Raw genomic sequence first — 26,445 nt, 5'->3', positions numbered from 1 at the left:
CTCAGCGCCCGCGCCAGGCGTCGAGAATGTGGCGCGCCACCATCAGGTCGAGATGCGCGCCGCCGCCGTTCTTGAACAGCGTGATCTCCTCATCCGTCTCCCGCGCGAAACGCCCGGCGGGCAGGTCATAGAAATCCGCCACCACGTCCTCGGCGCGGATCACGCCCTTCTCGAGCGGGATCTTCAGCTCCCCGATGTGCTCGAGCGTCGTCTCCCGGCTGTCAACGAAGATGCGCGCGCGCCTGAGCGCCGCGTCGTCGGCCTCGCGCATGTCCGGGCGGTAGGCGCCGATGAGGTCGATGTGCTGGCCGGGCCTGAGCCATTCGCCGCGAATGACCGGCTCGGTGGCCATTGTGGCGCAGGTGACGATGTCCGCCCAGTTCACCGCCTCGGCAAGATCATCCGCCCGCCGCGTTGCCGGAAAGCGCGCGGTGAGAAGTTCGGCCTTGGCCGGGGTGCGGTTCCAGATCGCGAATTCCGCCTCGGGAAAGGCCGCGCCATAGGCCTCGCGCAGCGAATGGGCCACGGTGCCCGCGCCCACGATCAGGATGCGCCGGCTGTCGGGGCGGGCGAGCTTCATCGCCGCGAGCAGGCTGTCGGCGGCCGTTTTCCACTTGGTGACGAGGTGGAAGTCGATGATCGCCTCGAGCGTGCCGTCGGCATCGGAATAGACGTTCACCGCGCCGTTGATCGCCGGCTTGTCGCGCGCGGGGTTGGCGGGAAAGATCGTGGCCGTCTTCACCGCAATGCCGAGCCCGTCGATCCAGGCCGAGCGGGTGAGCATGGTGTCGGGGTCGCGGTAAAGGAAGGTGTCGCCGATCTGCGCCCGCGGCAGGGAATGGCCCGCCTCGATCGCCCGCGCGACCGACAGCCAGTCAAGGCAGGCCTCACCCTCGCCAAAGGGGATCATCTCCACGTTCATTGCACATCCTCCATGCCTGCAAGCCCCGCCTCCCGCAGCCGCCGCGCCACGCCTTCGGAGCCGGTGAAGAGGTGGCCCTGCCAGCCCCGCGCCTCGGCCGCGGCGATGTTCTCGGGCCGGTCGTCGATGAAGAGAAGGCGCGAAGGCGCGTGCCCCGTCTCCTGCTCGAGCATCTCGTAGATCGCCGCGTCGGGCTTCATCACCCCGAGCCGGCCGGAGATGAAGCGCCGGTCAAACTCCCTGAGGAACGGATATGCCGCCTCGGCCATCTCGAAGGTCTCGGGACCGAAGTTCGAAAGCGCATACACGGGCACGCCCGCCGCGCGCAGGGCGCGCAGGAGCGCCACGGAGCCCTCGATGACGGGGGCGAACATCTCCATCCAGCACTCGCGCCAGAGGCGGATCGCATCGGCCCGTTCGGGGTGGCGCGCGGCCAGCGCCTCGACGCTTTCGGCGAAAGGCGCGCCAAGATCGACGGCGCGGTTCATTCCCTCAAGATCGACCTCGGCGAAGAGCCGCCGGCGCTCCGCCTCGCCCAGCACCCGGTCGAAGGGCCGCTCGGGGTGCCATTCGACAAGAACGTTGCCGATGTCGAACACCACCGCCTCGATCTCGCTCATGCTTCAATCTCCTGCTCTGGCGTGGAACCAAACCGCCTCTCGCCTGCACGCAAGGCCATCCCGAAGGGCAGCGCCCGGTCCGGGGCGGGTGCTGGAAGCGCCCGCCCTAGGGGGCGGGGCGGGCGCTGCCCGGCCTGACGGCCAGGCCACAGCCTCGTCATGCGCCGCGCGACACCACCCCAACGCCCCTCATTTCCGCCCGCGCCGCACCGCACGCTCAAGCGCGTCGAGAAAGCGCGCCCGGTCGGCGCGGCTGAAGGGCCGCCCGCCGCCCTGCCTGAAGGGATCGGCCGCCCGCAGATCGGCGGCGAGATCACGCATCGCCAGCGCCTCGCGCACATTCGCCTGCGTGAGCTCGCTGCCGTCGGGCCTGAGCACCGCCGCGCCCGCCTCCACGCATTTCGCGGCAAGCGGCATGTCGGCTGTCACCACGATGTCCCCGGGCCCCGCCGCCTCGGCGATCCACCGGTCGGCCTCGTCGGGGCCTTCGGCCACGTAGACCACCTCGATGAGCGGATTGGCCGAGGGCCTGAGCCCGCCATTCGTGACCATCTTCACCGGCAGCCGATGGCGCGTGGCGACCTTCTCGATCTCGCCACGCACCGGGCAGGCATCGGCATCGACGAGGATCACGCCAGAAGCGCCTCGGCGTGAAAGGCGATGTGATCTTCCATGAAGCTCGCCACGAAGAAGTAGCTGTGATCGTAGCCGGGCTGCATGCGGAACACCGCCTGCTGGCGGGTGGAAGCGATGGCCTCGGCCAGCGCCTCGGGCATCAGCTTGTCGATGTATTCGTCTTCGCTGCCGTAGTCGATGAGCATAGGCCCCGGAAAGCCCACGTCGCGCAGCATCAGAACAGCGTCATGCTGGGCCCAGAGCCGCTCATCATCGCCCAGATAGGCGGCAAGCTGCTTGCGCCCCCAGTCGCTTGCCGTGGGATGCGCGATGGGCGCGAAGGCGGAGACGGAGCGGTAGCGTCCCTTGACCCCCATCGCCATGGTCAGCGCGCCGTGCCCGCCCATGGAATGCCCGGTGATTGACTGCCGCTCCATGTCGAGCGGGAATTCGCGCGCCAGAAGCGTGGGCAGGTCGTCGGTGACATAGTCCCACATCCGGTAGTGCGGCGCCCAGGGCTCCTCGGTCGCGTTGAGGTAGAAGCCCGCGCCCTGCCCGAGGTCATAGTCGTCATGGTCGGCCACCTCCTCGCCGCGCGGCGAGGTGTCGGGGAACACGACGGCAATGCCCGCCTCGGCGGCCCAGCCCTGCGCGCCGGCCTTGATCATGGCGTTCTCGTGGGTGCAGGTGAGACCCGAGAGATACCACAGCACCGGCACCTTCTGCCCCCGCTTCGCCTCGGGCGGCAGGAAAAGGCCGAATGTCATCTCGGTGCCTGTCGCCTCGGAGTCATGGGCATAGACGCCTTGGATACCGCCGAAACAGGCCTGCTCGGATATCGTGCGCATGGGGCCCTCCTTTTGCCTCAACCGATCCCGGCATAGCCCGAGACCCAGGCGATCACCAGAGACACCGTGGCAATCGAAGCGGCGGTGGAGACGAGAATCGTCGCCGACACCCGCTGCGGCGCGACGCCATAGTGCTGGGCGATGATGAAGATATTGCCCGCCGTCGGCAGCGCGGCCGAGGCGATCATCACCGCCGCGGCGTAAGGCTCCACCGGCCAGATGACGAGCGCGGCAAGCGCGATCGCCGCGGGGTGCAGCACGAGCTTGCCGAAGCTCAGCCACACCGCAACCGAGAGCCTCTCCGCCGATTTCGAGGCGAGGGAAGCGCCGATGGCAAAGAGCGCGCCGGGCGTGGCCGCCGCGCCGAGAAGGGCGAGAAACTCGTTGACCGGCCCCGGAATGGGCCAGTCAAGCGCCGACCACGAAAAGCCCAGAAAGATCGCCACCAGCATCGGGTTGGTCACCAGCCCCCGCCCCACGGTGCGGAAGATGCGCCACGAGATGCGCCCCTCCCGGCTGCCGGTGATGAGGATGACGATGAGCGAGCCGAAGACCAGAAGATCGACGGCGAGCATCATCATGATGTAGCCCACCGCCCGCTCGCCCAGGAGAAGCCCCAGCATGGGGATGCCGAGAAAGCCGATGTTGCCGATCACGGCGCATTGCGCCTCCACCGCGGCCTCCTCGATGGGTACGCCCCGCCACATCGAGATGCCGCTGACGATGAGATACACAAGCCCCGTGGCCCAGAGATAGACGCCCATGAAATGGGGGTCGAAGACCTCCGAAAAGCTCAGATTGGCCGAGAACCGCAGAAGCATCGCCGAAAGCGCGAAGTAGAAGACGAAGCGGGTGACCGCGGCCGAGGCTTCCTCGGAGAAGAACTTCGTCGCGGCGGCGCCGTAGCCCACCCCGATGAGCATGAAAAAGGGCAGCGTCTTGAGGAAGATCTCCAGCATCGCCTTCGTCTAGCATTTCAGCGGGGAAAGAAAAGTGTCGCGCCGCTGCGACTCACCCCGCCTCCCTCAGCATGGCCTCGGTCAGCGGGCACGGCTCGCCGTGGAAAAATGTCTCGAGAATGCGCCGGAACGGCGCGGGGTCGGGCGCGGCATGGGCAAAGAGCGTGGCCGAGGAACGCAGCTTCATCGCATCGATGGGGCCGAAGATCTCCTCCGCCGTCCTCTCCGGGTGGCTGAGCACCAGCCGGGCGGCCTCCACAAGCCGCGGGCCCAGCACCGGGTGGCGTGCATAGGCGCGCGCCTCGGCAAGATCGGCAATGCCGTAATACTGCGCCGTGGCCGAGCGCCCGAGCCCCCTGAGCTGGGGGAAGACGAACCACATCCAGTGGCTGCGCTTCTCACCTTCGGCGAGCTCGCGGCGCACCTGCTCCCAGACCGGGTCCTGCGCCTTCACGAAACGCTCAAGATCGCTCATATGGCGTAGTTCGAGCCTTCTTCGTCGAGGATGGCCTTGAGCTCGGCCAGGTGCCGCTCTGCCTGGCCGGGGTAGGCGTCGATCTCGGCGGCGGTCTTCTCGGCGATCTCGTCAGAGAGCACGCGCAGGGGCCGGCCCGTCTGCAGGGCGCGGATGTAGGTCTCGGCCGCGCGCTCGAAGTAGTAGAGGCGGTTGAAGGTGTCTGCCACGCTGTCGCCGATCACCATCACGCCATGATTGCCCATGATCATCACCTTCACCTTCGGGTCGGTGAAGAGCGCCGCGCAGCGCTCGCCCTCCTCCTCGAAGGCAAGCCCGCCGTAATTCTCGTCGATCACATGGCGGTTGAAGAACATCGCAGTGTTCTGGTCGATCGGCGGCAGGCGCGAATCGGCAAGGCTCGCCAGCACCGTGGCGTGGATCGAATGCACATGCATCGCGCAGCGCGCGTGTCTCACGCGCCGGTGCAGCGCCCCGTGCAGCCCCCAGGCGGTCGGGTCCGGCGCATCGGGGCCTTCGAGGGCGGCAGGGTCATTGGCATCGAGCAGCAGAAGATCGGAGGCGCGGATGCGCGAGAAATGCACTTGGTTCGGGTTCATGAGAAACCTCGTGCCGTCCTCGTTTACCGAGAGCGAGAAGTGATTGGCCACACCCTCATGCAGGTTCAGCCGCGCCGCCCAGCGGAAGGCGGCGGCCAGATCGACCCGTTCGGCCCAATGCTCCATGTTGCGGCGCGGGTGCAGTTGCGTGGCTTCCATCGGCGGCTCCTCCTCTGCCCTGTCGCAGACTGAACCGGCACCTGCCGCGCGTCCAGCCCCCTTGCAGCCCCCTTGCGCGCGGCGCCGCGCTCGTGTCAGCTTCGGCCATGACTGACCGGATGATCAAATCCTGGCCCGAGGCGGCGCCGCGCCTTGTCGCCGTTGCCGCGGGCCGCGCGCCGGCCGATACCGTCATCACCGGCGGGCGCGTCGTGAACGTGCACAGCCGCGAGCTGCTCGACGGCTGGCAAGTCGCCATCGCCGAGGGGCGCTTTGCCTATGTCGGCCCCGATGCGGGGCACTGCATCGGGCCGCAGACGCAGGTGATCGACGCGGGCGGCCGCTTCCTCGTCCCCGGCCTGTGCGACGGGCACATGCACATCGAATCGGGTATGCTGACGCCCGCGGAATTCGCCCGCGCCGTCATCCCCCACGGCACCACGACGATGTTCGTTGACCCCCACGAGATCGCCAATGTGCTGGGCCTGAGGGGCGTGCGGCTCATGCATGACGAGGCGCTGATGCAGCCCGTCAACATCTTCACCCAGATGCCCTCCTGCGCGCCCTCGGCGCCGGGGCTCGAGACCACCGGCCACGAGATCACCCCCGAGGACGTGGCCGAGGCGATGGCCTGGCCCGGCATCGTGGGGCTTGGCGAGATGATGAACTTTCCGGGCGTCATCGCGGGTGATGCCAAGATGCTGGCCGAGATCGCCGCCACCCAGCGCGCCGGCAAGACCGTGGGCGGTCACTACGCCAGCCCCGATCTCGGCCCCGCCTTTCACGCCTATGTCGCCGGCGGGCCGGCCGACGACCATGAGGGCACGCGCGAGGAGGATGCGATCGCGCGGGTGCGGCAGGGGATGCGGGCGATGCTGCGGCTCGGCTCGGCATGGTATGACGTGAAGGCCCAGATCACCGCCGTCACCGAAAAGGGGCTCGATCCGCGCGGCTTCATCCTCTGCACCGACGACTGTCACTCCGGCACGCTGGTGCATGACGGGCACATGAACCGGGTGGTGCGCCACGCCATCGACTGCGGCTGCGATCCGCTGGTCGCGCTGCAGATGGCCACGATCAACACCGCCACCCATTTCGGGCTGGAGCGCGAGCTTGGCTCCATCGCGCCGGGGCGGCGGGCCGATCTGATCCTCACCTCCGATCTGCGCGCGCTGCCCATCGAAGAGGTCTTCGCCCGCGGGCGGCTGGTGGCGCGTCAGGGCGAATGCCTTGTCGACTGCCCCCATCTCGACTGGCCGGCCGACACCCGCGCCACGGTGCATCTCGGCCGCCGGCTCGCGGCGGAGGATTTTCGCGCCGAGGCCCCCGCGGGCGCGAACCGCGTGAAGGTAAAGGTGATCGGCGTGGTCGAGAACCAGGCGCCGACACGCGCGCTCACCGCCGAGCTCAAGGTGCGCGACGGCGCGGTGGAGCGCGACGAGGCGCAGGACGTCTGCCACATCGCGCTGGTCGAGCGCCACCGCGGCACCGGCAAGGTGGTGAACGGTTTCGTCTCGGGCTTCGGCTACCGCGGGCCGATGGCCGTGGCCTCGACCGTGGCCCATGACAGCCATCACATGATCGTCGTCGGCACCTCGCGCGCCGACATGGCCGCGGCCGCCAACCGGCTGGCGGAGGTGGGCGGCGGCGTCACCGTCTGGCGCGAGGGGCGGGAGATCGCGCTCGTCGAGCTGCCGATTGCGGGGCTGATGTCGGATGCCCCGGCACGGGAGGTCGCGGCGAAGGCGCAGAGCGTGGTCGAGGCGATGGCCGCCTGCGGCTGCACCCTCAACAACGCCTACATGCAGCATTCGCTGCTCGCGCTCGTGGTGATTCCCGAACTCAGGATCTCGGACCTCGGACTCGTCGATGTCACCCGTTTCGAGATCACCGACCTCTTTGCGGAGAAGACATGAACACAACCGCCCCAGAACTGCCGGTGCGCACACCCGAGCGGCGCCCGCACGAAAGCTTCACCGACCCGGTGGCCGCCGTGGCGCGGCTTGAGGAGCTCTACGAGGAGGCCACCGCCTTTCTTCGGGAAGCATTCACCCGCGCCCTCTCGAAAGGACCCCTCAGTGAACGCCACCGCGCCTTCTACCCCGAGATCCGCTTCATCACCACGAGCTTCGGACACGCCGACAGCCGGCTGAGCTTCGGCCATGTCGCCGAGCCCGGCACCTACGCCACCACCGTCACCCGGCCCGATCTGTTCTCGGGCTATCTCACCCAGCAGATCGGGCTTCTGTTGCGCAATCACGGCGTACCGGTGCTCATCGGCCCGTCCGAGACGCCGATACCGATCCATTTCGCCGTCGGCGAAGGCATGACGGTGCCCCACGACGGCGCGCTCGATTTTCAGCTGCGCGACCTCTTCGACGTGCCGGACCTTGCGACCATGCATGACGACATCGTCAATGGCCTCGGCTTCCGCTACCCCGACGGGGCGCGCCCGCTTGCGCCCTTCACCGCCCAGCGCATCGACTATTCGCTGGCACGGCTCACCCATTACACCGCCACCGCGCCCGAGCACTTCCAGAACCACGTGCTCTTCACCAACTACCAGTTCTACGTCGAGGAGTTCGAGGCCTTCGCCCGCAGCGCGCTCGCCGATCCGGAAAGCGGCTATGAGGCCCTCGTGGGGCCGGGAAACATGATCATCACCAGTCCCGGAGCACCCTTGCCGCCGCTGGAGAAGATGCCGCAGATGCCGGCCTACCACCTCACCCGGCCGGACAATTCCGGCATCACGCTCGTCAACATCGGCGTCGGCCCCTCCAACGCCAAGACCGCGACCGACCACATCGCCGTGCTGCGCCCGCACGCCTGGCTCATGGTCGGGCATTGCGCGGGGCTGAGAAACTCGCAGCGGCTGGGCGATTTCGTTCTCGCGCACGGTTATCTGCGCGAGGACCACGTGCTTGACGACGACCTGCCGGTGTGGGTGCCGATCCCGCCGCTCGCCGAGGTGCAGGTGGCGCTCGAGCGCGCCGTGGCGGAGGTGACGCAGCTTGAGGGCTACGAACTCAAGCGCATCATGCGCACCGGCACCGTGGCCACCATCGACAACCGCAACTGGGAGCTGCGCGAGGTCTCGGGGCCGGTGAAGAGGCTTTCCCAGTCCCGCGCCATCGCGCTTGACATGGAATCGGCCACCATCGCCGCCAATGGCTTTCGCTTCCGCGTGCCCTATGGCACGCTGCTGTGCGTCTCCGACAAGCCCCTGCACGGGGAGCTCAAGCTGCCCGGCATGGCCTCGGAATTCTACCGCACGCAGGTCTCGCGTCATCTGCAGATCGGCGTGCGCGCGATGGAGATCATCCGCGAGATGCCGCTTGAGCGCATCCATTCGCGCAAGCTCAGAAGTTTCGAGGAGACCGCATTCCTGTAATGTGGCGGCCGGAAATCATCGCTTTCCACAGCAAAATCGCGCCGCAGCGGTGCGCAATTCATTGTCAGGCGCATCAATGATCCGCTAGAAGCATGCAGCAGTCCGGAAGGGACAGGGACCGTGAGGAGAAAAATCACATGGCAAAGCCTCTGACCAAGACCCAGCTCGTCGCCGCGATCGCCGAGGAAATGGGCGCCGACAAGAAGACCGCGGCGGCGGCGCTCGAGGCGCTGACCACCGTCATCACCCGCGAAGTTGCCGCCGGCGGGGCGGTGACGCTGCCCGGCGTGGGCAAGATCTACTGCCGCGAGCGGCCCGAGCGCATGGTGCGCAACCCCGCCACCGGCGAGCAGATCAAGAAGCCCGCCGACAAGGTGGTGAAGATGACCATCGCCAAGGCACTGAAGGACAGCGTCAACGGCTGAGCCTGTCCGAAGCGCGAGAAGAGGGGGGCTGCTCGCGAGGCGGCCCCTTTTCATTTGGTCTGGCTGCTTGCACCCGCCGCGCCCTTGCCGCACAGAAAGCGGAAGAAGCGGCAAGGAGGCAGGGCTCATGGACATGCGCGCAATCGCCATGGGGGTGGCCTTTGCCATCATGTGGGCCTCGGCCTTCACCTCCGCGCGCATGATCGTCGCCGACGCCCCGCCGCTCACGGCGCTGTCCCTGCGCTTTCTGATCTCGGGGTTCATCGCCGTGGGCCTCGCGCTGGCCTCGGGGCAGAACTGGCGGCTGACGCGGCCGCAGTGGATCGCCACCATCGTCTTCGGCCTGTGCCAGAACGGGCTCTATCTCGGGCTCAACTTCGTGGCCATGCAGTGGGTGGAGGCCTCTCTTGCGGCCATTATCGCCTCCTCGATGCCGCTCATGGTGGCCTTCGCGAGCTGGGCGGCGCTCGGCGAGCGGCTGCCGCCGCTCGGTATCGCGGGGCTTGCGGCCGGCTTCGCGGGGGTGGCCCTGATCATGGGCACGCGGCTGACGGGCGGCGGCGCCGACGCCTTCGGGGTCACGCTCTGCGTGATCGCGGCCGTGGCGCTGACGGTGGCGACCCTTGCCGTGCGCGGCGCGACCTCGGGCGGGAACTTCCTGATGATCGTGGGGCTGCAGATGCTGATCGGCTCGGCGTCCCTCGCTGTCTTCGCCATTCCCCTCGAAGAGTGGTCGGTGAACTGGACCTGGCGGCTTGCCGCCGCTTTCACCTACACCACGCTGGTGCCGGGCCTCGCCGCCACATGGGTGTGGTTCCGCCTTGTCAACCGCATCGGCGCGGTGCGGGCGGCAACCTTCCACTTCCTCACCCCCTTCTTCGGCGTCGCCGTGGCCTGGGCGTTCCTGGGCGAGGCGATGGGGCTGTGGGACGTGATCGGCGTTGCCGTGGTGACGGCCGGCATACTCGCCGTGCAGCTCTCGCGCCAGCGCGCCGCCTGACGCGCTCGTGATCGGCCGTGGGTGGCCCGGCGGGTGACACGCGCGCCTCCGGGCGGCATCACTGGGGCCATGGAATATCTCTTCGGATACGGCGCAGGGCTCTTGACCCTCATCAACCCTTGCGTTCTGCCGATCCTGCCGATCGTGCTGGCAACGGCGCTGCAGGCAGGCCGGTCGGGACCGATCCTGCTTGCCGCCGGCATGAGCCTTTCCTTCGTCGTGCTCGGCCTTGGCGTCTCGGCCTTCGGCTACGCCTTGGGGCTGACGCCGGAGACCATCGCCGACATCGGCGCGGTGCTGATGATCGGCTTCGGCCTTGTTCTGCTGCTCCCCCGCCTCTCTGCACGCTTCGCCTCTGCCACGGCCGGGCTCTCGGCGCTCGCTGACGCGCGGATGGAGGAGCTTGACCGCGCAAGCCTGCGCGGCCAGTTCGCCGCCGGGCTGCTGCTCGGCGCGGTATGGACGCCCTGCGTCGGCCCCACGCTCGGCGGGGCGATCTCGCTTGCCAGCCAAGGCCAGGCGCTTGGCCACGCCGCCGCGATCATGGCCGCCTTCGCCCTGGGCGTCTCGACGGTGATCATGGCGCTTGCCTATGGCGCGCGCGCCGCCATCCGCCGCCGCCAGTCGTGGATGCGCGCGCTTGCCACCCGCGCCCGGCCGGTCATGGGCGTGGTCTTCATCGCCGTGGGCGCCGGGCTCCTCTTCCGGCTTCATCACTGGCTCGAATACCAGGCGCTGCAGATCCTACCCGCCTGGCTCGTCGACCTGTCCGTTTCGCTTTGACACGAAGGAGAATCCGCATGCATCGTCGTCTGTTCCTGGCCGGAACCGCCGCGCTCGCCCTCGCCACACCCGCGCTGGCCGCGGAGAACTACACGCCCGGCCTCGTGAAAAAGGCGCTGGCGGAGGGAAAGGTCGTGTTTCTCGACTTCAAGGCGAGCTGGTGCACCACCTGCGCCGCGCAGGAGCGGGTGATCGAGGCACTCAAGGCCGAGAACCCCGCCTATGAGCAGGCGATCACCTTCATCAACGTGGACTGGGACACCTACCGCGGCGCCGAGATCACCCGGGCGCTGAAGATCCCGCGCCGCTCCACCCTCGTCGTGCTCAAGGGCGACAGGGAGCTCGGCCGCATCGTCGCCGGCACCTCGCGCGCCGAGATCAAGGCGCTGATGGATACCGCACTGGCAGCGGCAGGCGCGAGCTGAGGCTCAGAGCAGCCACCACAGAAGCCCCGAGAGGGTGAAGAAGGAAAGCGCGGTCGTCGCCAGCATCGCCAGCGACGCCGCCCCGCCCTGCCCGTATTCCTGCGCAAGCACCGGGAAGATCGAGAACATCGGCAAGGCGGCGGTCAGGATGAGCGCCGCGACCATCCGCTCCTCGGGCAGGGGCAGGACAAGGGCGGCGGCGGTGGCAAGCGTCGCAATGGCGATGGCCGGAAAGACAACGAGCTTGCCGAAGGCGATCTGGGCGGCAAGCACCACGTTCCCCTTCCGCGGCAGGCCCACGAGCGAGCCGCCGATGACGATGAGCGAGACCGCCCCCGCCGCCTGCGCGAGCAGCGCAAGCGCCCGCTCCGCCGGGGCCGGCATGGCGAGATCCGCCGCCGAGGCGGCAACGCCGGCGAGGAGTGCCAGCATCATCGGCCTGCGGAACAGGCCCGCGAAGGAGCGCCAGAGAGCGGCGAGCGGCGAGGCGGGGCCCTCCTGCCGCGCCGCCTCCAGGAGCATCAGCGACAGCGGGATCATCACCACCATCTCGACAAGAAAGTTGAGCGCGAGAATGCGGCCGGCGAGATCGGGAAAGACAAGAAGGAACATCGGGTAGCCGACGAAACCCGAGTTCGGGCAGGCCACGCCAAGTGCGGCCACCGCCCGCCGCCGGGGGCCGACGCCCAGAAGCCGCAGCGCCGCGGTGACGAGCACCAGCGTCACCACCCCCGCAATGGCGTAAAGCCCCATGTAGGCGGGATCGATCACCGCCCCGAGCGGCCGCGAGGCCACCGCCGAGAACAGAAGCGCCGGCAGCGCAAGGTTGAGCACGAAGCGGCCCAGCACCTCCATCTCGGCCGGGCGGAAGAGGCCCGCGCGCACCACGCCGTAGCCAAGCGCGATGACGGCAAAGATCGGAAAGGTGATGGAAAGGATCGCGCCCAAGGCCGCGCGCCTCAGCCGATGCGCCCGCCGCCGCCCTCGCCCAGCTGCGCGCGATGCATCAGGAACTGGTCGAGAATGACGCAGGCCATCATCGCCTCGCCCACCGGCACCGCGCGGATGCCGACGCAGGGGTCATGCCGGCCCTTGGTGACGATCTCCGTCTCCTCGCCCGATTTCGTGATCGTCCGGCGCGGGGTGAGGATGGATGAGGTGGGCTTCACCGCAAAGCGCGCCACGATGTCCTGCCCGGTGGAGATGCCGCCAAGGATGCCGCCCGCGTGGTTGGAGGAGAACTCGGGGCCGGTCTCGCCCATGAAGATCTCGTCGGCGTTCTCCGAGCCCCTGAGCGCCGCCGCGGCCATGCCCTCGCCGATCTCCACCCCCTTTACCGCGTTGATCGACATGAGCGCGGCGGCAATCTCGGTGTCGAGCTTGGCATAGACGGGCGCACCCAGCCCCGCCGGCACGCCGCGCGCCACCACCTCCACCACGGCACCGACGGAATCGCCCGCCTTGCGCAGCGCGTTGAGCTCCTCGGCCCAGGCGGCGGCGGTCTCGGCATCGGGGCACCAGAACGGGTTGCGCTCGATCTCCTGCCAGTCGAAGCGGGCGCGGTCGATCGCATGCGCGCCCATCTGCACCATGTAGCCGGTGATCTGCACCTGCGGCAGAAGCTCGGCCAGCACCGCCCGCGCCACGCCCCCCGCGGCCACGCGTGCCGCCGTCTCCCGCGCCGAGGAACGCCCGCCGCCGCGCGGGTCGCGGATGCCGTATTTCTGCCAGTAGGTGATGTCGGCGTGGCCGGGGCGGAACTTCTCGGCGATCTCGCCGTAGTCCTTCGAGCGCTGGTCGGTGTTCTCGATCATCAGGCTGATCGGCGTGCCGGTGGTGCGCCCCTCGAAGACGCCCGAGAGGATGCGCACGGCGTCAGGCTCGCGCCGCTGGGTGGTGTAGCGGCTCTGGCCGGGCCGGCGCCGGTCAAGCCAGCGCTGGATCGCCGCCTCCTCGAGCGGGATGTTCGGCGGGCAGCCGTCAACGACGCAGCCCAGGGCCGGCCCGTGGCTTTCGCCCCAGGTGGTGACGCGGAAAAGGTGGCCGAAGGTGTTGTAGCTCATGGCACGCGCAATAGCCGCTTCGCCGCGCCGAGGAAAGGGTGCGCGCTTGCCCGCGCCCCGGACGGGGAGTATGTCTTGTTGACACCTCGGGGTGCCCCGCTGCGGGGCTGAGATGGGGGCCGCGCCCCCGAACCCGTTGAACCTGAACCGGCTAGCACCGGCGGAGGGAAGGTTCCTGGATGCCTCCAGACCCGGCCCGACCGTCGCAATGGAGGAGACCCCCATGCGATATGCCATCACTCTTGCCACGGCCCTTGGCCTCGCCCTGCCCGTGGCGGCGGAAGAGAAACCCGTTCTGACTGTCTACACCTACGACAGCTTCGTCTCCGACTGGGGGCCGGGGCCACAGATCGAGAAGGATTTCGAGGCGGTCTGCAACTGCGACCTCAACCTCGTCGGCACCGGCGACGGCGCGGCAATGCTGGGGCGGCTGAAGCTCGAGGGCACGCGCACCCGTGCCGATGTGGTGCTGGGGCTCGACACCAACCTCACCGCCGCCGCGGCCGAGACCGGGCTCTTTGCAAAGCACGGCATCGAGGATGTCGAGCTCGCCCTGCCCGTGGAATGGGATGACGAAATCTTCCTGCTCTATGACTGGGGCTGGTTCGCCTTCGTCTATGACCGCAGCAAGGTCACGAATGTGCCGAAGAACTTCCGCGAGCTTGCCGCGAGCGATCTGAAGATCGTGATCCAGGATCCGCGCTCCTCCACCCCCGGCCTTGGGCTTCTTCTGTGGGTGCAGGCTGCCTATGGCGACGAGGCGCGCGCCATCTGGGAGGGGCTTGCGGACAACATCGTCACCGTCACCAAGGGCTGGTCCGAGGCCTATGGCATGTTCCTCGACGGCGAGGCCGACATGGTGCTGAGCTACACCACCTCGCCGGCCTATCACCTCATCGCCGAGGGCGACGATACAAAGGCCGCCGCCCCCTTCGAGGAAGGCCATTACATGCAGATCGAGGTGATGGGCCGCATCGCCTCATCCGATCAGCCGGAACTTGCCCAGTCCTTCCTGCGCTTCATGCTTTCGGACATGGCGCAGAGCGTGCTGCCCACCACCAACTGGATGTATCCCGCCCTGATGCCCGAGATGGGCCTGCCCAAGGGCTTCGAGACGCTGATCACACCCGAGCGGTCGCTTCTCTACCCGCCGGCGGAGGCCGCCAAGGTGCGTGACGCGGCGCTCGAGGTCTGGCGCGAGGCGCTCAGCCAGTGATCCGCCACTGGCCCGGGGCGCTCGCGGCCGCGCTTGTCGTTGCGCTGGCGCTCGGCACGCTCGCGGCAGTGGCGCTCCGGGCCGAGGGGTGGACCGCGTTGCAGTCGGCCGATTGGGCAGCGGTGCGCTTCACCCTCCTGCAGGCCACGCTTTCGGCGCTCTTCAGCGTGGGGCTTGCCCTGCCGGTGGCCCGCGCCCTGGCCCGGCGGCAGTTTCCCGGCCGGCGCGCGCTCGTCACGCTGATGGGCGCCCCCTTCATCCTGCCGGTGATCGTCGCGGTGCTGGGGCTTCTGGCGGTGTTTGGCCGCAATGGGCTCATCTCCCATATCCTCGGCGTCTTCGGCCTGCCTCCCATCCACATCTACGGCCTGCATGGCGTGGTGCTGGCGCATGTGTTCTTCAACCTGCCGCTGGCCACGCGGCTCATCCTGCACGGCTGGCTTTCGATTCCCGGCGAACGCTTCCGCCTCGCGGCCTCTCTGGGCTTCGGCCCGCGCGAGACCTTCCGGCTTCTGGAATTGCCGATGCTGCGCGCGGTGCTGCCCGGTGCTGCTCTGGTGATCTTCCTCATCTGCACCACGAGCTTTGCCGTGGCGCTTGCGCTGGGGGGCGGGCCGCGCGCAACGACGGTGGAGCTTGCCATCTACCAGGCCTTCCGCTTCGAGTTCGACCTCGGCCACGCGGCTCTCTTGGGTCTCGTGCAGGTGGCAATCTGCGCCACCGCCGCGGCGCTTGCGCGCGGAGCAAGCCTGCCTGCGGAAATGGGCGGCGGCCTTGACCGCGCCGTGCAGCGCTGGGACGCAGGCGCAACGCAGCTCAAACTCATCGACGCCATCGCCACCTGCCTCGCCGCGGCCTTCCTGCTCACGCCCCTTGGCGCGGTGGTGGCCGACGGGCTCGCCGGGATCACGCGCCTGCCGGGGGCGGTGCTCTGGGCAGCGGGGCGTTCGCTTGCCGTGGCGCTCGCGGCGGCGGCGCTGACGCTTGCCCTCGCGCTGCCGCTCGCGGTCTTCATCCATAACGCCGGCCGCGCAGGCTCAGCGCTGGCCGAGACGGTGGCCTACCTGCCGGTGGCCACCTCGCCGCTGGTCATCGGCGTGGGGCTCTTCATCGTCATCTTCCCCTTCGCAGACCCCGTTTCACTTGCACTTCCCGTCACCGCGCTGGTGAATGCGGTGATGAGCCTGCCCTTCGTGATGCGCGCGATCCTTCCGGCGCTGACCGAGGCCGAGGCAGCCTATGGCCGGCTGGCCGACTCGCTCGGAATGAAGGGGCTGACGCGGCTGCGCATCTTCCTCCTCCCGCGCCTCGCGCGCCCCTTGGGCTTTGCCACCGGTCTTGCCGCCGCGCTCTCGGCGGGCGACCTCGGGGTGGTGGCGCTTTTCGTCGATCCCGCAGAGGCGACGCTGCCGCTCTATCTCTACCAGCTCATGGCCAGCTACCGCATGGAAGAGGCGGCCGGCGCGGCGCTCGTGCTCCTGGCCCTGAGCCTCGGCCTCTTCGTGGCCTTCGACCGGGGAGGGCGACTTGGCGCTCAGGCTTGAACAACTGCACCTCCGGCTCGGCGACTTCACGCTCGACGCCGACTTCGAGGTGCCGGCCCGCGCCCGCGTGGCGGTCATCGGGCCATCCGGTGCCGGCAAGTCGACACTCCTTGCCGCAATTGCCGGGTTTCTGAAACCCGAGTCGGGCCGGATCCTGTGGGAGGGGCGCGACATCACCGCGCTGCCACCCGGCAAACGGCCGCTTTCGATCCTGTTTCAGGACAACAACCTGTTTCCGCACCTGACCGCCCGCCAGAATGCCGCGCTGGGCATCCGCCCTTCGCTGAGGCTCTCGGACGAGGAATGGGCAAGGGTGGATACGGCTCTCGCCCGGGTGGGGCTCGCCGGGCTCGGCGACAGGCGGCCGGCGGCGCTGTCGGGCGGCCAGCAGGGGCGCGTGGCGTTGGCGCGGATGCTGCTGCGCCGCCGCTCGCTGATGCTGCTCGACGAGCCCTTCGCCGCCCTCGGGCCAGCACTGAAGGCCGACATGCTCGACCTCGTCGCCGAGATCGTCGAGGCCGAGGGGATGACCGCGCTTCTGGTGAGCCACGACCCCGAGGATGCCCGCCGCTTTGCCCCGCTCACCGTTGTCGTGGCCGAGGGCCGCGCGGCACCCCCCGCGCCCACCGAAGCGCTTCTGGGCAATCCGCCGCCGGCGCTCGCCGCGTATCTCGGAAACGGCGCGTGAAACGGAAAAGGGGCGCGCCCTTCAGGAGCGCGCCCCGTTCCGGTTCAACTGCGCGCGATTCAGGCGGACTTGCGCGCCGCCGCCCGCTTCACCGGCGCCCAGATCTGCTTGTTGGTCAGATAGAGAAGCACCGTCAGCACGATCAGGAAGGTGACGCCGACGAAGCCCGCGCGCTTGCGCGCGTTCATCTTCGGCTCGGCGGCCCACATCAGGAAGGCCGCGACATCCTCCGCCTCGTTCTCGAGCGTGTTCGGGTGGCCGTCGTCAAACTCGACGTCCTCGCCGTAGAGCGGCGGGGCCATTGCGATCCAGCCGCCCGGAAAGGCGGTGTTCTCATAGAACACGGTACCTGCCACCTCCTTCTCCTCGCCGGTGTATCCGGTGAGAAGCGAGTAGATGTATTCCGGCCCACCCATGCCCTTGAAGAGCTGGTTCAGCCCGAGACCCATGGGCCCATGAAAGCCCGCGCGCGCCTTGGCCATGAGGCTCAGGTCGGGCGCCTGCTCGTTGGCCGATTCCGGGAAATGGTCGTTGGGCGTGGCCGTACGGTAGTCCCGAAGCTCCTCGTCCCACACCTCGAAATTCTGGGCATAGGCGCGCACCTGCTCCTCGGGCAGCGCCGGGCCGCCTTCGTCCGACAGCGTGCGGATCGGCACATACTTGAGGCCGTGGCAGGAAGAGCAGACCTCGGTGTAGACCTTCAGTCCGCGCTGGAGCTGGATCTGGTCATAGACACCGAAGGGCCCTTCGAAGGAGAAATCGACATCCTCGACATGCCCCTCGCCGCCGGCCGCCCAGGCGCCGCCGCTGGCGAGCGCGAGAACGGTCAGCGTGGTTGCGGTAATCTTGCGCATCATCGCCTTGTCCTTTCTCACTCGGCCGGCTTGGCGGAGGTCGCGCCGCCATCGGCATGCCCGTAATGGGCGATGAAGTCTTCCTCGATCGTCGCCGGCTGCGGCAGCGGCTTCTCGATCACACCGAGCACCGGCAGCAGGATGAGGAAGTAGAAGAACCAGTAGCTCGTGCCGATCAGCGAGAGCGCCGGAACCAGCCCCTCGGGCGGCTGGCTGCCGCACCACATCAGCACCAGGAAGTCGAGCGCCAGGAGCCAGAACCACCACTTGAACATCGGCCGGTAACGGCCCGAGCGCACCATGGAGGTGTCAAGCCAGGGCGCCAGCGCCATCACCAGGATCGAGCCGAACATGGCCAGAACCCCGAAGAACTTGGCATCGATAATGCCGCCGGTGATGAAGTTGGCCAGCTGCACCACCCACACATCGGCGGTGAAGGCGCGCAGGATCGCGTAGAAGGGCAGGAAGTACCATTCGGGCACGATGTGGGCCGGCGTGGCCAGCGGGTTCGCCTCGACGTAGTTGTCGGGGTGGCCGAGATAGTTCGGCATGAAGGCCACGATGGCGAAGAACACCACCAGCACGAAGGACAGCGCGAAGAAGTCCTTGATCACGAAGTAGGGCCAGAACGGCACGGTATCCTTCGCCGCCTCCTCCTTCGAGGTGCGGCGCACCTCCACCCCGGTGGGGTTGTTGTTGCCGGTGGTGTGGAAGGCCCAGATGTGCACGATCACCAGCGCCGCGATGATGAACGGCAGCAGGTAGTGCAGCGAGAAGAAGCGGTTGAGCGTGGGGTTGTCCACCGCCGGCCCGCCCAGAAGCCAGGTCTGGATGGCATCGCCCACGAAGGGGATGGCCCCGAAGAGGCCGGTGATCACCGTCGCCCCCCAGAACGACATCTGCCCCCACGGCAGCACATAGCCCATGAAGGCGGTCGCCATCATCGCGAGGTAGATGAGAATGCCGATGATCCAGGTCACCTCGCGCGGCGACTTGTAGGAGCCGTAGTAGAGCCCGCGGAAGATGTGCAGATACACGGCGACGAAGAAGAGCGAGGCGCCGTTGGCGTGGAAGTAGCGCAGCATGTGGCCGTAGTTCACGTCGCGCATGATGTGCTCGACGCTGGCGAAGGCCAGATCGACATGCGGCGTGTAATGCATCGCCAGCACGATGCCGGTGACGATCTGCAACGCAAGGCAGAAGGTCAGCACGATGCCCCAGACCCACATCCAGTTGAGGTTCTTGGGGGTGGGGATCATCAGCGTGTCATACATCAGCGCGACGATCGGCAGGCGCTGATGCAGCCACTTCTCGAACCGGGTCTTCGGTTCGTAGTGGTCGTGGGGAATTCCGGACATCGTCGCCTCCCTCAGCCGAGAACGATGGTGGTCTCGCCGTCGAAACGGGCCACCGGAACGTCAAGATTGCGTGGCGCGGGCCCTTTGCGGATGCGGCCCGAGGTATCGTAGTGCGACCCGTGGCAGGGGCAGAACCAGCCGTTGTACTCGCCCGCGCCGTCACCGATCGGCACGCAGCCCAGATGCGTGCACACCCCGATCTCGATCAGCCACTCGGGCCGCTCGGGGTCGATCAGGCGGTTTTCGTCGGTCGCCGGCGCATCCTCGGGCAGGTTCGCGTTGCGCGCGAAGGGATCGATGAGCTCGTCGAGCGAAACGTTGCGCGCCTCCTCGATCTCGGCCTGCGTGCGGTGGCGGATGAACACCGGCTTGCCGCGCCACTTCACGGTCAGCTGCGTGCCCTCCTCGACTCCGTCGATGTCAACCCGGATCGAGCTGAGCGCCAGAACGTCGGCGGAAGGATTCATCTGGTCGATCAGCGGCCAGATCGCGGCGCCGGCGACGACCGTGGCGGCACCCGCCGTCGCGTAGTAGATGAAATCGCGCCGATCGGGATCGTGAACTTCTGTCTGGGTCACGAGTGCGTCTCCATTTTCCGGCCCACCGGGCCAGTCTCACGGGTGCAAGGCTCCAGCGCCGCTGGAAGCGGCCCGGCCGATACCTCGCGGCTTTTAGCTTCGCGCCATGGGCTCGTCCAGCGGTGTTTACGTCGCAGCCGGCCGGTTTCGCGGGGGCGTTGCCCGGGTGCCGACACAACCGCGCACACGGCCACGGCAGCACAGGGACCGATATGGCCCGGCGGCCGCTGCGCAGCCGGGGCGGTGCCGCTTCAGCCGGTGGGGATCGTGGCCTGCATGGCCGGCCGCGGCGAGAACTCCGCAAACCAGTCCGAAAGGCGCGCCCTGCCCTCGCGCCAGTTCCGCCCGCCATGGCGGAAATCGAGATACCCCAGTGCGCAGCCCAGCGCGATCTGGCCAATGTCGAGCGGGCGGTGGAGATGATCCATCCGGCGCCCCTCCAGCGCATCGAGCGTGCGCGCGATCTTCTCCCACTGCGCTTCGACCCAGGGCGCATAGCGCATCTCCCCGGGCCGGCAGCGCGCCTCGTAGACCATCAGCACGGCGGCATCCATGATCCCGTCGGCGGTCGCCTCGAGCGTCAGCACCTCCCAGATGCGGTCGGCAGGGTAGAGCCCCGCGCCGAAGCGCTCGTCGAGATAGCGGCAGATCACCCGGCTGTCATAAAGCGCCGGTCCCTCCTCGCGCACCAGGCAGGGAATCTTGCCCAGGGGGTTTTCCTCGACCGGCATCCGTTCGGGCGCCAGCGGATGGCCCACCGAAAAGGCAAGCTCCACCTCATCTGCTCGTCCGGCCTCGTGCAGAAGCACACGCACCTTTCGGCAGAACGGCGAGGCCGGGTTGTCGTAAAGCTTGAGCACGTCACGCTCCTCCCGTCATGATCGGCACGAGAGGCTATGCCGGGGGCTGCGCGCTGTCCATGGGTCGTGCACGCATGTCGGACGGGCAACATGACGGGATCGCGCTGACCCATGCCTCCCGGTCGAACAGCCCGTCACCCGCGCCGCCTTCGCCTGGCAGCGACCGAACGGCCCCGGTTGTCCGCATGGCATTTCGGGAGCCGCGCGAGGCGTTAGGGCGCGCGGCAGGATGCGAAGCCCAACAAGCCCCAGCCAGCGGGCGAGGAGGCGCAGGTTGAGGCGGACGGGGTGGCAGAAGGCACTGATCGCATCGCCGTACAGGCGGGCGAGGCGTTTATCGCAGGCCTAAGACCATGGCGCTTCGCGATCTGATTGAGCGACCCGGTCATGCACGGAAGAGTTCGGCGTTCTCGGCACGAGCACGGGCATGGGCTTGGCGGGGCGCATGGGCCCAGCCCGTCACGGGGGCGGTCTGAGGAGAGTTCACCACGACGGCATCGCGGGGGAACCCCGCGCAGATGCGCACGGGGAATAGCAAGGTTTTGTGCGTCTTGTGCGGCAAGGCAGCGGAACCTCGCGAGCATGATATTTGGGATCCGGAAAATGCATTTTGGCATCAGCCGTTCAGGAGGAAATCGAGTGTGACCAGCCACACGAAAGTTGAAAAGTTCACCGCCTAGTGCAATAATAAGAAAGGTGTCCGCGATGCTCGCCGCCAAGAGAGCGAGCAGCACCGGATATGAACAAGCGGTGGACACCAGTTCCTAGACCACATCCCGCAGCATTTCCGTCGAGCCGGCACGAAACGAGGTCGCCAAAATCCCATGTTGCCTTTGCAGGATTGGATTGTACGCTACCGGCTGGGCTCGGATGCACTGGTCATCGAATGTGACCCTTTGTCGGTGGCGGGCAACATCCGCGATCTGCGGCGCTACCGGCTCTGGCGCGCCCCTTCCATGGCCCGCCCGCTTCCAAGACCGGCCCGCTTGGCCATCAACCGGCTGGCACGCGAGGCGAGACGGTTCGACATTGACGGGCGCCGCTGGCAGCGAGGAAGAATTGAGGACGGGAAGACCTTCCGCCGCATGCTCGACGTCTGGGAGAACCGGGGGAAACTGGAAGCCAGCGAGACATGGCGTCACATCGCCCAAGCGCTCCGGACTGTCGGGCTGTGGAAACACAAGGGGCTGACAATTACCGACCCCGACCGGATTGAGGACCTCATCCGCGCCTGCTTTTTGAATCTTCTCGAGAGCATGTCTCGCGAGGGCTACGTTGCCGGTCGGGTCACGCCGGGCACCACAGGCGGCATAGCCAAGGCGGTTGTGTGGGCTGACGGCACGCTTTGGCACGAGAACGGCGCAACCCATCGCTTGGCCGCCGCCCGCATTGTCGGCCTCAGACGGGGTTTCCCGGTTCGTGTGGTGGCTGTTCATCGGGACTGGCTTTGCGCAAATGGCATCCACGGCCTTTGCACGCTCGAACGCCTGCCCAAGGCACTTCAGTGCGTGATCGGCGCCACGGGCAGCCCCTCCGCCCGGCGAGACAACCGTGAAGGCCGCATCGGCGCGACAACCGACCGCGCGAAAGGAGGCGGCCGGTCACCTTGATTAACCAGGCCTCCACCGACCTTTCGCCGGCGCGGTGTACCATTTTGCCCGCCTGGAACATGGAACGAACGCCTCCAAGACGCGTCTGAACCCGCGCCACGCCGCCCGCACGGCGTTCGGGCGACACTCTCCGTAACGCCTCCGCCGTCCTCACCCCGCTATCCTGCTCCCACAGGATTGCGATGATCCGCCGCGCCTTCTCCAGAAGGCGTTCGCCCATCTCGGGGTCGGCCGGGACGTGCTGGATTTGCGGTCACGTCCGTCAAGGTGGTGTGATTTTTCGGGTCGTCTGAGGTCATGATCAGGCGGCTTTGGTTGTGATGCTGAGAATGGGGTCGACCTCTTCGTGGTCGATTTGGGCGAAGGCCTCGACCATCATGTATCGACTGGCGGTTTGCCATTCGTCATTCTGTTCGAAGAGCACGGCGCCGATCAGGCGCATGATGGAAGCCTCGTTCGGGAAAATCCCGACGACATCGGCGCGGCGTTTCACTTCCTTGTTGAGGCGCTCGATCGGGTTGGTCGAATGCAGCTTGGTGCGGTGCTGGCGCGGGAAGGCCATGTAGGCCAGGACGTCGTGTTCGCTGTCGTCCATCAACTCGGCCAGCTTGGGCCAGCGCGGGCGGAGTTGATCGGCCACACGCCGCCAGCTCTCGCCGGCTGATGCGCGGTCGGGTTGGATGAAGGCCTGGCGGATCGCGGCGGCGACGACGGTGTGCTGGCCACGTGAGACATGGGCCGGGGCGTTGCGCATCCAGTGGACGCGGCAACGCTGCCACGTGGCCTCGAACACGCGCTCGATGGCCGCCCTGAGGCCGTTGTGCGCGTCGCTGATCACCAACTTTGGTGCCGTCGAGGCCACGGGCCTTGAGCCCCCTGAGGAAGTCCATCCAGAAGGTTTCAGCCTCCGACGGGCCAAGTCCCAGGCCGTTGATCTCGTGGCGTCCGTCGGTGTTGGCCGCCACAGCGATTATGGCGGCCACAGAGACGATCCGCCCGCCCTGGCGCACCTTGAGATAGATCGCGTCCAGCCAGACGTAAGGCCCTTCCCCGGGGGCTTGCGGAAATGGATCATCGACCGCAGACCAGCCGCGTTGATGCGCTTCTCGTTCTTCTGCGAGCGATAGGCGGTGTCGGCCCACACCCCCAGCGCGATGTTCTCCCGGTCAAGAAGCCGGCCGAGCTCACGACCGTCATGAGGTGAGGGGTCGGCCGCCACCGGTTCCAGGACGGCCCCGAACGCGTCGGTGACCGACCACTTGCGGATCAGCACGAAGCGGCGGTCGACGTTGATATGTGTTCGCGGGTTCACTCGAACCATGGCGTTCTCCCGCTCACTGTAGCCGAACACCGGCGTGGCGATCTCGGCCATCAGGCTGCCGTCCGGGCGGCGCTTGCGCCGGCCGCGCTTGAGCGTCCAGCGCGCGTCGTTCGCCCATGGCGCTCGAACCCGTGGCGCGCTCATGGGCTCACCCTTCTGCGCAAGCTTCGCGGGCTTCTCCTTCCACCCCTCCGGAGTGCCGCCGCCCTTCACGATCGCCCGCTCCTCCTCGCTCATCCGCTGGCGCGGGGCGGCGACGATCGAGGCATCGACAATCTGCCCGCTCATCGCCAGACACCCCGCCGCGCGCAGATACGCATCGAACCGCGCGAACAGCCGCTCGATTGCGTTCGCCTGCACCAGAGCCTCGCGAAAGCACCAGATCGTGGTCTCGTCGGGAACCCTGTCGCCGTCGTCGATCCCGAGGAACCGCCCGAAGCTGCGCCGGTCGAGGATCTGGAACTCCGCCTGCGCGTCCGACAGGTTGTAGAGCGCCTGAAGGACGAGCACCTTGAACCGTGAGGCCCCGGACGCCATCGGTCGGAGTGAGGGGCCGAACACCGCGTCCATCGGCGGCCGCCCTTCTTCCGGTCAGACCGCTTCAGCACCGCGTCGAGCTCGGGCCGGAACAGCTCGAAATCCACCACCGCTGCCAGCCGCTCCAGCGGATCGCCGGCCCTCGACAGCGCCGCATACCGCTCGTCCAGATCGAGGAACCCACGCTGATCCGTAAGCGGTGCGTTGGCCCCACCTTTCCTGTGAGCGTGTGATCTGCGAGTCCCGGCGTTGTGTCGATTTGTAGGGACTTTCTCCATGGAGCACTCAGCGGAGTTTCTCAGTGAGGTGATTGTCGGACCTCGCGGTCGGAGGCGGTGGCCGGATGATGTGAAAGCGCGGATCGTGGCTGAGACGTTGGAGCCGGGGACGACGGTGAATGAGGTTGCCCGGCGATATAACATGCGGCCCAATCATCTGTCGGAATGGCGGCGGATGGCGCGGGAGGGGAAGCTGGTGCTGCCGGCACTGCCGGAACCGGAGCCTGAGTTCGCGCCGATGGTTATCGAAGAGCTGACCGACTGTACGGTGGGAGCCGGGGACGCAACGGTTGAGATTGTCTGCGGCGATGTGGTGATCCGGCTGGACGAGGCGACCCCGGCGGTACGGATTGCAGAGATTGTGCGGGCACTCGGGGCATGATTTTTCCGTCGAACCGGGTACGGATCGTTGTGTCGACGAAGCCGGTGGACTTCCGGAAAGGCCATGACGGGCTGGCGGCCCTGGTGAAGAACGAGTTGCGCAAAGAGCCGTTCACCGGGACGGTGTTCGTGTTCCGCGCCAAGCGGGCCGACCGGCTGAAGCTGCTCTATTGGGACGGCACCGGGCTGGTGATGATCTACAAGCGGCTGGAGGAGACGACCTTCACCTGGCCAGCGATCCGCGACGGCCTGATGTCATTGAACCATGCCCAGTTCGAAGCGCTGTTTGCCGGATTGGACTGGCGGAAAGTGAAGGCTCTGGCGGCGCGTCCGCCGACTGCGGCAGAGTGAATCATGGGGATGTTTTGGCGGGTGCTTCCCGCGCGATTTTGATAGATCACCCCCATGAACGCGGCGGCAAATCTTCCCGATGACATCGAGGCCCTGAAGGCCATCATCCTGGCCCAGCAGGAGCAGAACGCACGTCTGGAAGCCTTGGTCGCGGCCTTCAAACAAGCGCTGTTCGGGCGCAAGTCCGAGAAGATCGATCCGGATCAGTTCGAGCTGGCGCTGGAGGATATCGAGACCGCGATTGCCCAGGTCGAGACCGAAGGTGAGGTCAATCCGCTGGTCACGCCGATGCGAACCTCGACGCCGCGCAAGACCAACCGGGGATCGCTGCCGAAACACCTGCCGCGCATCGAAGACGTGATCGAACCCGAGAGCACGGTCTGCGACTGCGGCCACGAGCGGCATGTCATTGGCGAGGATGTCAGCGAACGGCTGGATATCGTGCCGGCACAGTTCCGGGTGATCGTCACCCGCCGTCCAAAGTATGCCTGCCGGTCCTGCGAGGGCGGGATCGTCCAGGCTCCGGCACCCGCGCACCTGATCCCCGGCGGCATGCCGACCGAGGCCACGGTGGCGCATGTGATCGTAGCCAAATACGCCGACCACCTTCCCCTGTACCGGCAGGCCCAGATTTACAGCCGCCAAGGCATCGATCTCGACCGCTCCACGCTGGCAGCCTGGGTCGGACGCGCGGCGTTTGAACTCAAACCCGTCTATGACGCGCTGCTGGCGAACCTGAAGCGATCCACCAAGCTGTTCATGGATGAGACCACGGCGCCGGTGCTGGACCCAGGTCGCCGCAAAACCAAGACGGGATACTTCTGGGTCTTGGCCCGCGATGACCGCCCCTGGGGCGGCGGTGCCCCGCCGGGCGTGGCCTTCACTTACGCACCGGGCCGATCCGGCCAATACGCCGAGGGCATCCTCAAAGGCTTCACAGGAACCCTGCAAGTGGACGGCTATGCGGGCTACAACCGGCTGCTCAAACGGCCAACCCAGGATATCCAGCTGGCGTATTGTTGGGCGCACGCCCGGCGCAAGCTCCATGAAGTCGCCCAGACCGGCACAACGCCGATTGCCGATGAGGGGCTGAAACAGATTGCCGCCCTCTATCGGATCGAGAAGGACATCCGCGGTCAGAAGCCCCAGGCCCGCCTGTCCGAAAGACAAGCACGCTCAAAGCCGATCATCGACGCATTCGAGGCTTGGCTCACCACCCACCGTGCCCGCGTCTCCGCCAAGTCCCCGCTCGGTGAAGCCCTCAAATACATCGCCAAATACCGGGGCGGCTTGACCCTGTTCCTGACCGACGGCCGCATCGAGATCGACAACAATGCCGTCGAACGCAGCATCCGCCCCATCGCGCTCAACCGAAAGAACGCCCTCTTCGCAGGCCATGACGCCGGCGCACAGAACTGGGCGATGCTGGCCTCGCTGATCGAAACCTGCAAGCTCAACGCCGTCGATCCCCACGCCTGGATAACGGCGACGCTCCGGGCCATCATCAATGGCCACAAGCAATCCGATATCGACGCCCTGCTGCCTTGGAATTACGCCCAGCCAGTGTGATCGGCGCACCGCTTAC

27 protein-coding genes, 1 pseudogene and 1 riboswitch are annotated in these 26,445 nt (G+C 67.4%); of the genes and pseudogenes, 13 read left to right on the top strand and 15 right to left on the bottom strand.

The window, feature by feature from the left end; translation table 11 throughout:
• Position 1 precedes the first annotated feature (1 nt).
• The 7 genes from BLQ14_RS09155 to BLQ14_RS09125 all read right to left on the bottom strand — a co-directional run bounded on the left by BLQ14_RS09155 (position 2) and on the right by BLQ14_RS09125 (position 5,197).
• Positions 2-922 (bottom strand): ornithine cyclodeaminase family protein, encoded by a 921-nt coding sequence (locus BLQ14_RS09155; RefSeq protein WP_092500266.1) that lies wholly within the window; start codon positions 920-922, stop codon positions 2-4.
• Positions 919-1,542 (bottom strand): HAD family hydrolase, encoded by a 624-nt coding sequence (locus BLQ14_RS09150; protein WP_092500265.1) that lies wholly within the window; start codon positions 1,540-1,542, stop codon positions 919-921. Before BLQ14_RS09150 ends, BLQ14_RS09155 begins: the two co-directional genes overlap by 4 nt.
• A gap of 189 nt (positions 1,543-1,731) precedes the next feature.
• The gene (locus BLQ14_RS09145; protein WP_092500264.1) at positions 1,732-2,175 is read right to left on the bottom strand and encodes a YaiI/YqxD family protein; all 444 of its coding nucleotides are present in this window, start codon (positions 2,173-2,175) and stop codon (positions 1,732-1,734) included.
• Positions 2,172-3,005: an S-formylglutathione hydrolase gene (gene fghA / locus BLQ14_RS09140; protein WP_092500263.1), complete on the bottom strand. Its 834-nt coding sequence runs from the start codon at positions 3,003-3,005 to the stop codon at positions 2,172-2,174. The genes BLQ14_RS09145 and fghA overlap by 4 nt, the downstream gene beginning before the upstream one ends.
• Positions 3,006-3,022: 17 nt before the next feature.
• Positions 3,023-3,964, bottom strand: coding sequence for an AEC family transporter (locus tag BLQ14_RS09135; RefSeq protein WP_092500262.1), 942 nt, complete (start codon positions 3,962-3,964; stop codon positions 3,023-3,025).
• Positions 3,965-4,016: 52 nt separating this feature from the next.
• Positions 4,017-4,439, bottom strand: a complete 423-nt coding sequence (locus BLQ14_RS09130; protein ID WP_092500261.1) for a DUF1810 domain-containing protein — start codon at positions 4,437-4,439, stop codon at positions 4,017-4,019.
• Positions 4,436-5,197, bottom strand: coding sequence for a class II aldolase and adducin N-terminal domain-containing protein (locus tag BLQ14_RS09125; protein WP_092500260.1), 762 nt, complete (start codon positions 5,195-5,197; stop codon positions 4,436-4,438). The genes BLQ14_RS09130 and BLQ14_RS09125 overlap by 4 nt, the downstream gene beginning before the upstream one ends.
• A gap of 107 nt (positions 5,198-5,304) precedes the next feature.
• Between BLQ14_RS09125 and ade the strand changes: the two genes are divergently transcribed.
• From ade to BLQ14_RS09095, 6 genes are all read left to right on the top strand, one after another.
• Positions 5,305-7,113 carry an adenine deaminase gene (gene ade, locus BLQ14_RS09120; protein WP_092500259.1) on the top strand — a complete coding sequence of 603 codons (1,809 nt, stop codon included), beginning with the start codon at positions 5,305-5,307 and terminating at the stop codon, positions 7,111-7,113.
• Positions 7,110-8,588, top strand: coding sequence for an AMP nucleosidase (locus tag BLQ14_RS09115; RefSeq protein ID WP_092500258.1), 1,479 nt, complete (start codon positions 7,110-7,112; stop codon positions 8,586-8,588). Before ade ends, BLQ14_RS09115 begins: the two co-directional genes overlap by 4 nt.
• A 137-nt stretch (positions 8,589-8,725) precedes the next feature.
• Positions 8,726-9,013, top strand: coding sequence for an HU family DNA-binding protein (locus tag BLQ14_RS09110; RefSeq protein WP_092500257.1), 288 nt, complete (start codon positions 8,726-8,728; stop codon positions 9,011-9,013).
• A gap of 127 nt (positions 9,014-9,140) precedes the next feature.
• Complete coding sequence (locus tag BLQ14_RS09105; RefSeq protein WP_092500256.1) at positions 9,141-10,013, top strand: DMT family transporter; 873 nt, start codon at positions 9,141-9,143, stop codon at positions 10,011-10,013.
• 69 nt (positions 10,014-10,082) lie between these two features.
• Positions 10,083-10,796 (top strand): cytochrome c biogenesis CcdA family protein, encoded by a 714-nt coding sequence (locus tag BLQ14_RS09100; RefSeq protein ID WP_092500255.1) that lies wholly within the window; start codon positions 10,083-10,085, stop codon positions 10,794-10,796.
• A 17-nt stretch (positions 10,797-10,813) separates the two neighbouring features.
• Complete coding sequence (locus BLQ14_RS09095) at positions 10,814-11,221, top strand: thioredoxin family protein (protein WP_092500254.1); 408 nt, start codon at positions 10,814-10,816, stop codon at positions 11,219-11,221.
• A gap of 3 nt (positions 11,222-11,224) precedes the next feature.
• Here BLQ14_RS09095 and BLQ14_RS09090 read toward each other — a convergent pair whose 3' ends face one another.
• Entirely contained in the window at positions 11,225-12,169 is a 945-nt protein-coding gene (locus BLQ14_RS09090; protein WP_092500253.1) for an AEC family transporter, read from the bottom strand.
• Positions 12,170-12,180: 11 nt separating this feature from the next.
• The gene (gene aroC / locus BLQ14_RS09085) at positions 12,181-13,284 is read right to left on the bottom strand and encodes a chorismate synthase (RefSeq protein ID WP_092500252.1); all 1,104 of its coding nucleotides are present in this window, start codon (positions 13,282-13,284) and stop codon (positions 12,181-12,183) included.
• Positions 13,285-13,361: 77 nt separating this feature from the next.
• Positions 13,362-13,470: riboswitch (TPP riboswitch) on the top strand.
• 37 nt (positions 13,471-13,507) lie between these two features.
• Here aroC and thiB point away from each other — a divergent pair.
• From thiB to BLQ14_RS09070, 3 genes are read left to right on the top strand one after another with little or no spacing between them, the layout of a single operon-like run.
• Positions 13,508-14,500 carry a thiamine ABC transporter substrate binding subunit gene (thiB, locus tag BLQ14_RS09080; RefSeq protein WP_092500251.1) on the top strand — a complete coding sequence of 331 codons (993 nt, stop codon included), beginning with the start codon at positions 13,508-13,510 and terminating at the stop codon, positions 14,498-14,500.
• Entirely contained in the window at positions 14,476-16,044 is a 1,569-nt protein-coding gene (locus BLQ14_RS09075) for a thiamine/thiamine pyrophosphate ABC transporter permease ThiP (protein WP_092500250.1), read from the top strand. The genes thiB and BLQ14_RS09075 overlap by 25 nt, the downstream gene beginning before the upstream one ends.
• The gene (locus BLQ14_RS09070) at positions 16,028-16,732 is read left to right on the top strand and encodes a thiamine ABC transporter ATP-binding protein (RefSeq protein ID WP_092500249.1); all 705 of its coding nucleotides are present in this window, start codon (positions 16,028-16,030) and stop codon (positions 16,730-16,732) included. Before BLQ14_RS09075 ends, BLQ14_RS09070 begins: the two co-directional genes overlap by 17 nt.
• A 59-nt stretch (positions 16,733-16,791) precedes the next feature.
• Here the strand turns inward: BLQ14_RS09070 and BLQ14_RS09065 are convergent, their stop codons facing one another.
• From BLQ14_RS09065 to BLQ14_RS09050, 4 genes are all read right to left on the bottom strand, one after another.
• On the bottom strand, positions 16,792-17,589 hold the full coding sequence (locus BLQ14_RS09065) for a cytochrome c1 (protein ID WP_092500248.1): 798 nt from the start codon (positions 17,587-17,589) through the stop codon (positions 16,792-16,794).
• Between the two features lie 14 nt (positions 17,590-17,603).
• Positions 17,604-18,944 (bottom strand): cytochrome b, encoded by a 1,341-nt coding sequence (gene petB, locus BLQ14_RS09060; RefSeq protein ID WP_092500247.1) that lies wholly within the window; start codon positions 18,942-18,944, stop codon positions 17,604-17,606.
• Between the two features lie 11 nt (positions 18,945-18,955).
• On the bottom strand, positions 18,956-19,522 hold the full coding sequence (gene petA / locus BLQ14_RS09055) for a ubiquinol-cytochrome c reductase iron-sulfur subunit (protein ID WP_092500246.1): 567 nt from the start codon (positions 19,520-19,522) through the stop codon (positions 18,956-18,958).
• A gap of 251 nt (positions 19,523-19,773) precedes the next feature.
• Entirely contained in the window at positions 19,774-20,382 is a 609-nt protein-coding gene (locus BLQ14_RS09050; RefSeq protein WP_092500245.1) for a glutathione S-transferase, read from the bottom strand.
• Positions 20,383-21,206: 824 nt separating this feature from the next.
• Between BLQ14_RS09050 and BLQ14_RS09045 the strand changes: the two genes are divergently transcribed.
• Positions 21,207-21,992 (top strand): hypothetical protein, encoded by a 786-nt coding sequence (locus tag BLQ14_RS09045; protein WP_092500244.1) that lies wholly within the window; start codon positions 21,207-21,209, stop codon positions 21,990-21,992.
• A 301-nt stretch (positions 21,993-22,293) separates the two neighbouring features.
• On the opposite strand, the pseudogene BLQ14_RS09040 reads toward BLQ14_RS09045, so the two are convergent.
• Positions 22,294-23,044 (bottom strand): annotated as a pseudogene (locus tag BLQ14_RS09040) (IS256 family transposase); the annotation flags it as partial.
• Positions 22,963-23,850 carry a transposase gene (locus BLQ14_RS09035; protein WP_245657076.1) on the bottom strand — a complete coding sequence of 296 codons (888 nt, stop codon included), beginning with the start codon at positions 23,848-23,850 and terminating at the stop codon, positions 22,963-22,965. The gene BLQ14_RS09035 and the pseudogene BLQ14_RS09040, both read right to left, overlap by 82 nt.
• Positions 23,851-24,213: 363 nt before the next feature.
• Between BLQ14_RS09035 and BLQ14_RS09030 the strand changes: the two genes are divergently transcribed.
• The 3 genes from BLQ14_RS09030 to tnpC are packed head-to-tail and all read left to right on the top strand — an operon-like array spanning position 24,214 to position 26,429.
• Entirely contained in the window at positions 24,214-24,510 is a 297-nt protein-coding gene (locus BLQ14_RS09030) for a transposase (RefSeq protein ID WP_245657043.1), read from the top strand.
• Complete coding sequence (gene tnpB, locus BLQ14_RS09025; RefSeq protein WP_092500241.1) at positions 24,507-24,860, top strand: IS66 family insertion sequence element accessory protein TnpB; 354 nt, start codon at positions 24,507-24,509, stop codon at positions 24,858-24,860. The genes BLQ14_RS09030 and tnpB overlap by 4 nt, the downstream gene beginning before the upstream one ends.
• Positions 24,861-24,914: 54 nt before the next feature.
• Entirely contained in the window at positions 24,915-26,429 is a 1,515-nt protein-coding gene (gene tnpC, locus BLQ14_RS09020; RefSeq protein ID WP_092500240.1) for an IS66 family transposase, read from the top strand.
• The last annotated feature ends 16 nt before the right edge of the window (positions 26,430-26,445 follow it).

Origin of the sequence: Meinhardsimonia xiamenensis, assembly GCF_900102905.1 — a bacterium.
Classification (GTDB): Bacteria; Pseudomonadota; Alphaproteobacteria; order Rhodobacterales; family Rhodobacteraceae; genus Meinhardsimonia; species Meinhardsimonia xiamenensis.
Note: the sequence above shows the minus strand (reverse complement) of the source record. Positions and strands in the feature narration are given on the sequence as shown.

Coding starts and splice junctions, on each gene's coding strand:
- BLQ14_RS09155 (WP_092500266.1), bottom strand. CDS start 922: ATGAACGTGGAGATGATCCCCTTTGGCGAGGGTGAGGCCTGCCTTGAC.
- BLQ14_RS09150 (WP_092500265.1), bottom strand. CDS start 1,542: ATGAGCGAGATCGAGGCGGTGGTGTTCGACATCGGCAACGTTCTTGTC.
- fghA (WP_092500263.1), bottom strand. CDS start 3,005: ATGCGCACGATATCCGAGCAGGCCTGTTTCGGCGGTATCCAAGGCGTC.
- BLQ14_RS09135 (WP_092500262.1), bottom strand. CDS start 3,964: ATGCTGGAGATCTTCCTCAAGACGCTGCCCTTTTTCATGCTCATCGGG.
- BLQ14_RS09130 (WP_092500261.1), bottom strand. CDS start 4,439: ATGAGCGATCTTGAGCGTTTCGTGAAGGCGCAGGACCCGGTCTGGGAG.
- BLQ14_RS09125 (WP_092500260.1), bottom strand. CDS start 5,197: ATGGAAGCCACGCAACTGCACCCGCGCCGCAACATGGAGCATTGGGCC.
- ade (WP_092500259.1), top strand. CDS start 5,305: ATGACTGACCGGATGATCAAATCCTGGCCCGAGGCGGCGCCGCGCCTT.
- BLQ14_RS09115 (WP_092500258.1), top strand. CDS start 7,110: ATGAACACAACCGCCCCAGAACTGCCGGTGCGCACACCCGAGCGGCGC.
- BLQ14_RS09110 (WP_092500257.1), top strand. CDS start 8,726: ATGGCAAAGCCTCTGACCAAGACCCAGCTCGTCGCCGCGATCGCCGAG.
- BLQ14_RS09105 (WP_092500256.1), top strand. CDS start 9,141: ATGGACATGCGCGCAATCGCCATGGGGGTGGCCTTTGCCATCATGTGG.
- BLQ14_RS09100 (WP_092500255.1), top strand. CDS start 10,083: ATGGAATATCTCTTCGGATACGGCGCAGGGCTCTTGACCCTCATCAAC.
- BLQ14_RS09095 (WP_092500254.1), top strand. CDS start 10,814: ATGCATCGTCGTCTGTTCCTGGCCGGAACCGCCGCGCTCGCCCTCGCC.
- aroC (WP_092500252.1), bottom strand. CDS start 13,284: ATGAGCTACAACACCTTCGGCCACCTTTTCCGCGTCACCACCTGGGGC.
- thiB (WP_092500251.1), top strand. CDS start 13,508: ATGCGATATGCCATCACTCTTGCCACGGCCCTTGGCCTCGCCCTGCCC.
- BLQ14_RS09065 (WP_092500248.1), bottom strand. CDS start 17,589: ATGATGCGCAAGATTACCGCAACCACGCTGACCGTTCTCGCGCTCGCC.
- petB (WP_092500247.1), bottom strand. CDS start 18,944: ATGTCCGGAATTCCCCACGACCACTACGAACCGAAGACCCGGTTCGAG.
- BLQ14_RS09045 (WP_092500244.1), top strand. CDS start 21,207: ATGTTGCCTTTGCAGGATTGGATTGTACGCTACCGGCTGGGCTCGGAT.
- BLQ14_RS09035 (WP_245657076.1), bottom strand. CDS start 23,850: ATGGCGTCCGGGGCCTCACGGTTCAAGGTGCTCGTCCTTCAGGCGCTC.
- tnpB (WP_092500241.1), top strand. CDS start 24,507: ATGATTTTTCCGTCGAACCGGGTACGGATCGTTGTGTCGACGAAGCCG.
- tnpC (WP_092500240.1), top strand. CDS start 24,915: ATGAACGCGGCGGCAAATCTTCCCGATGACATCGAGGCCCTGAAGGCC.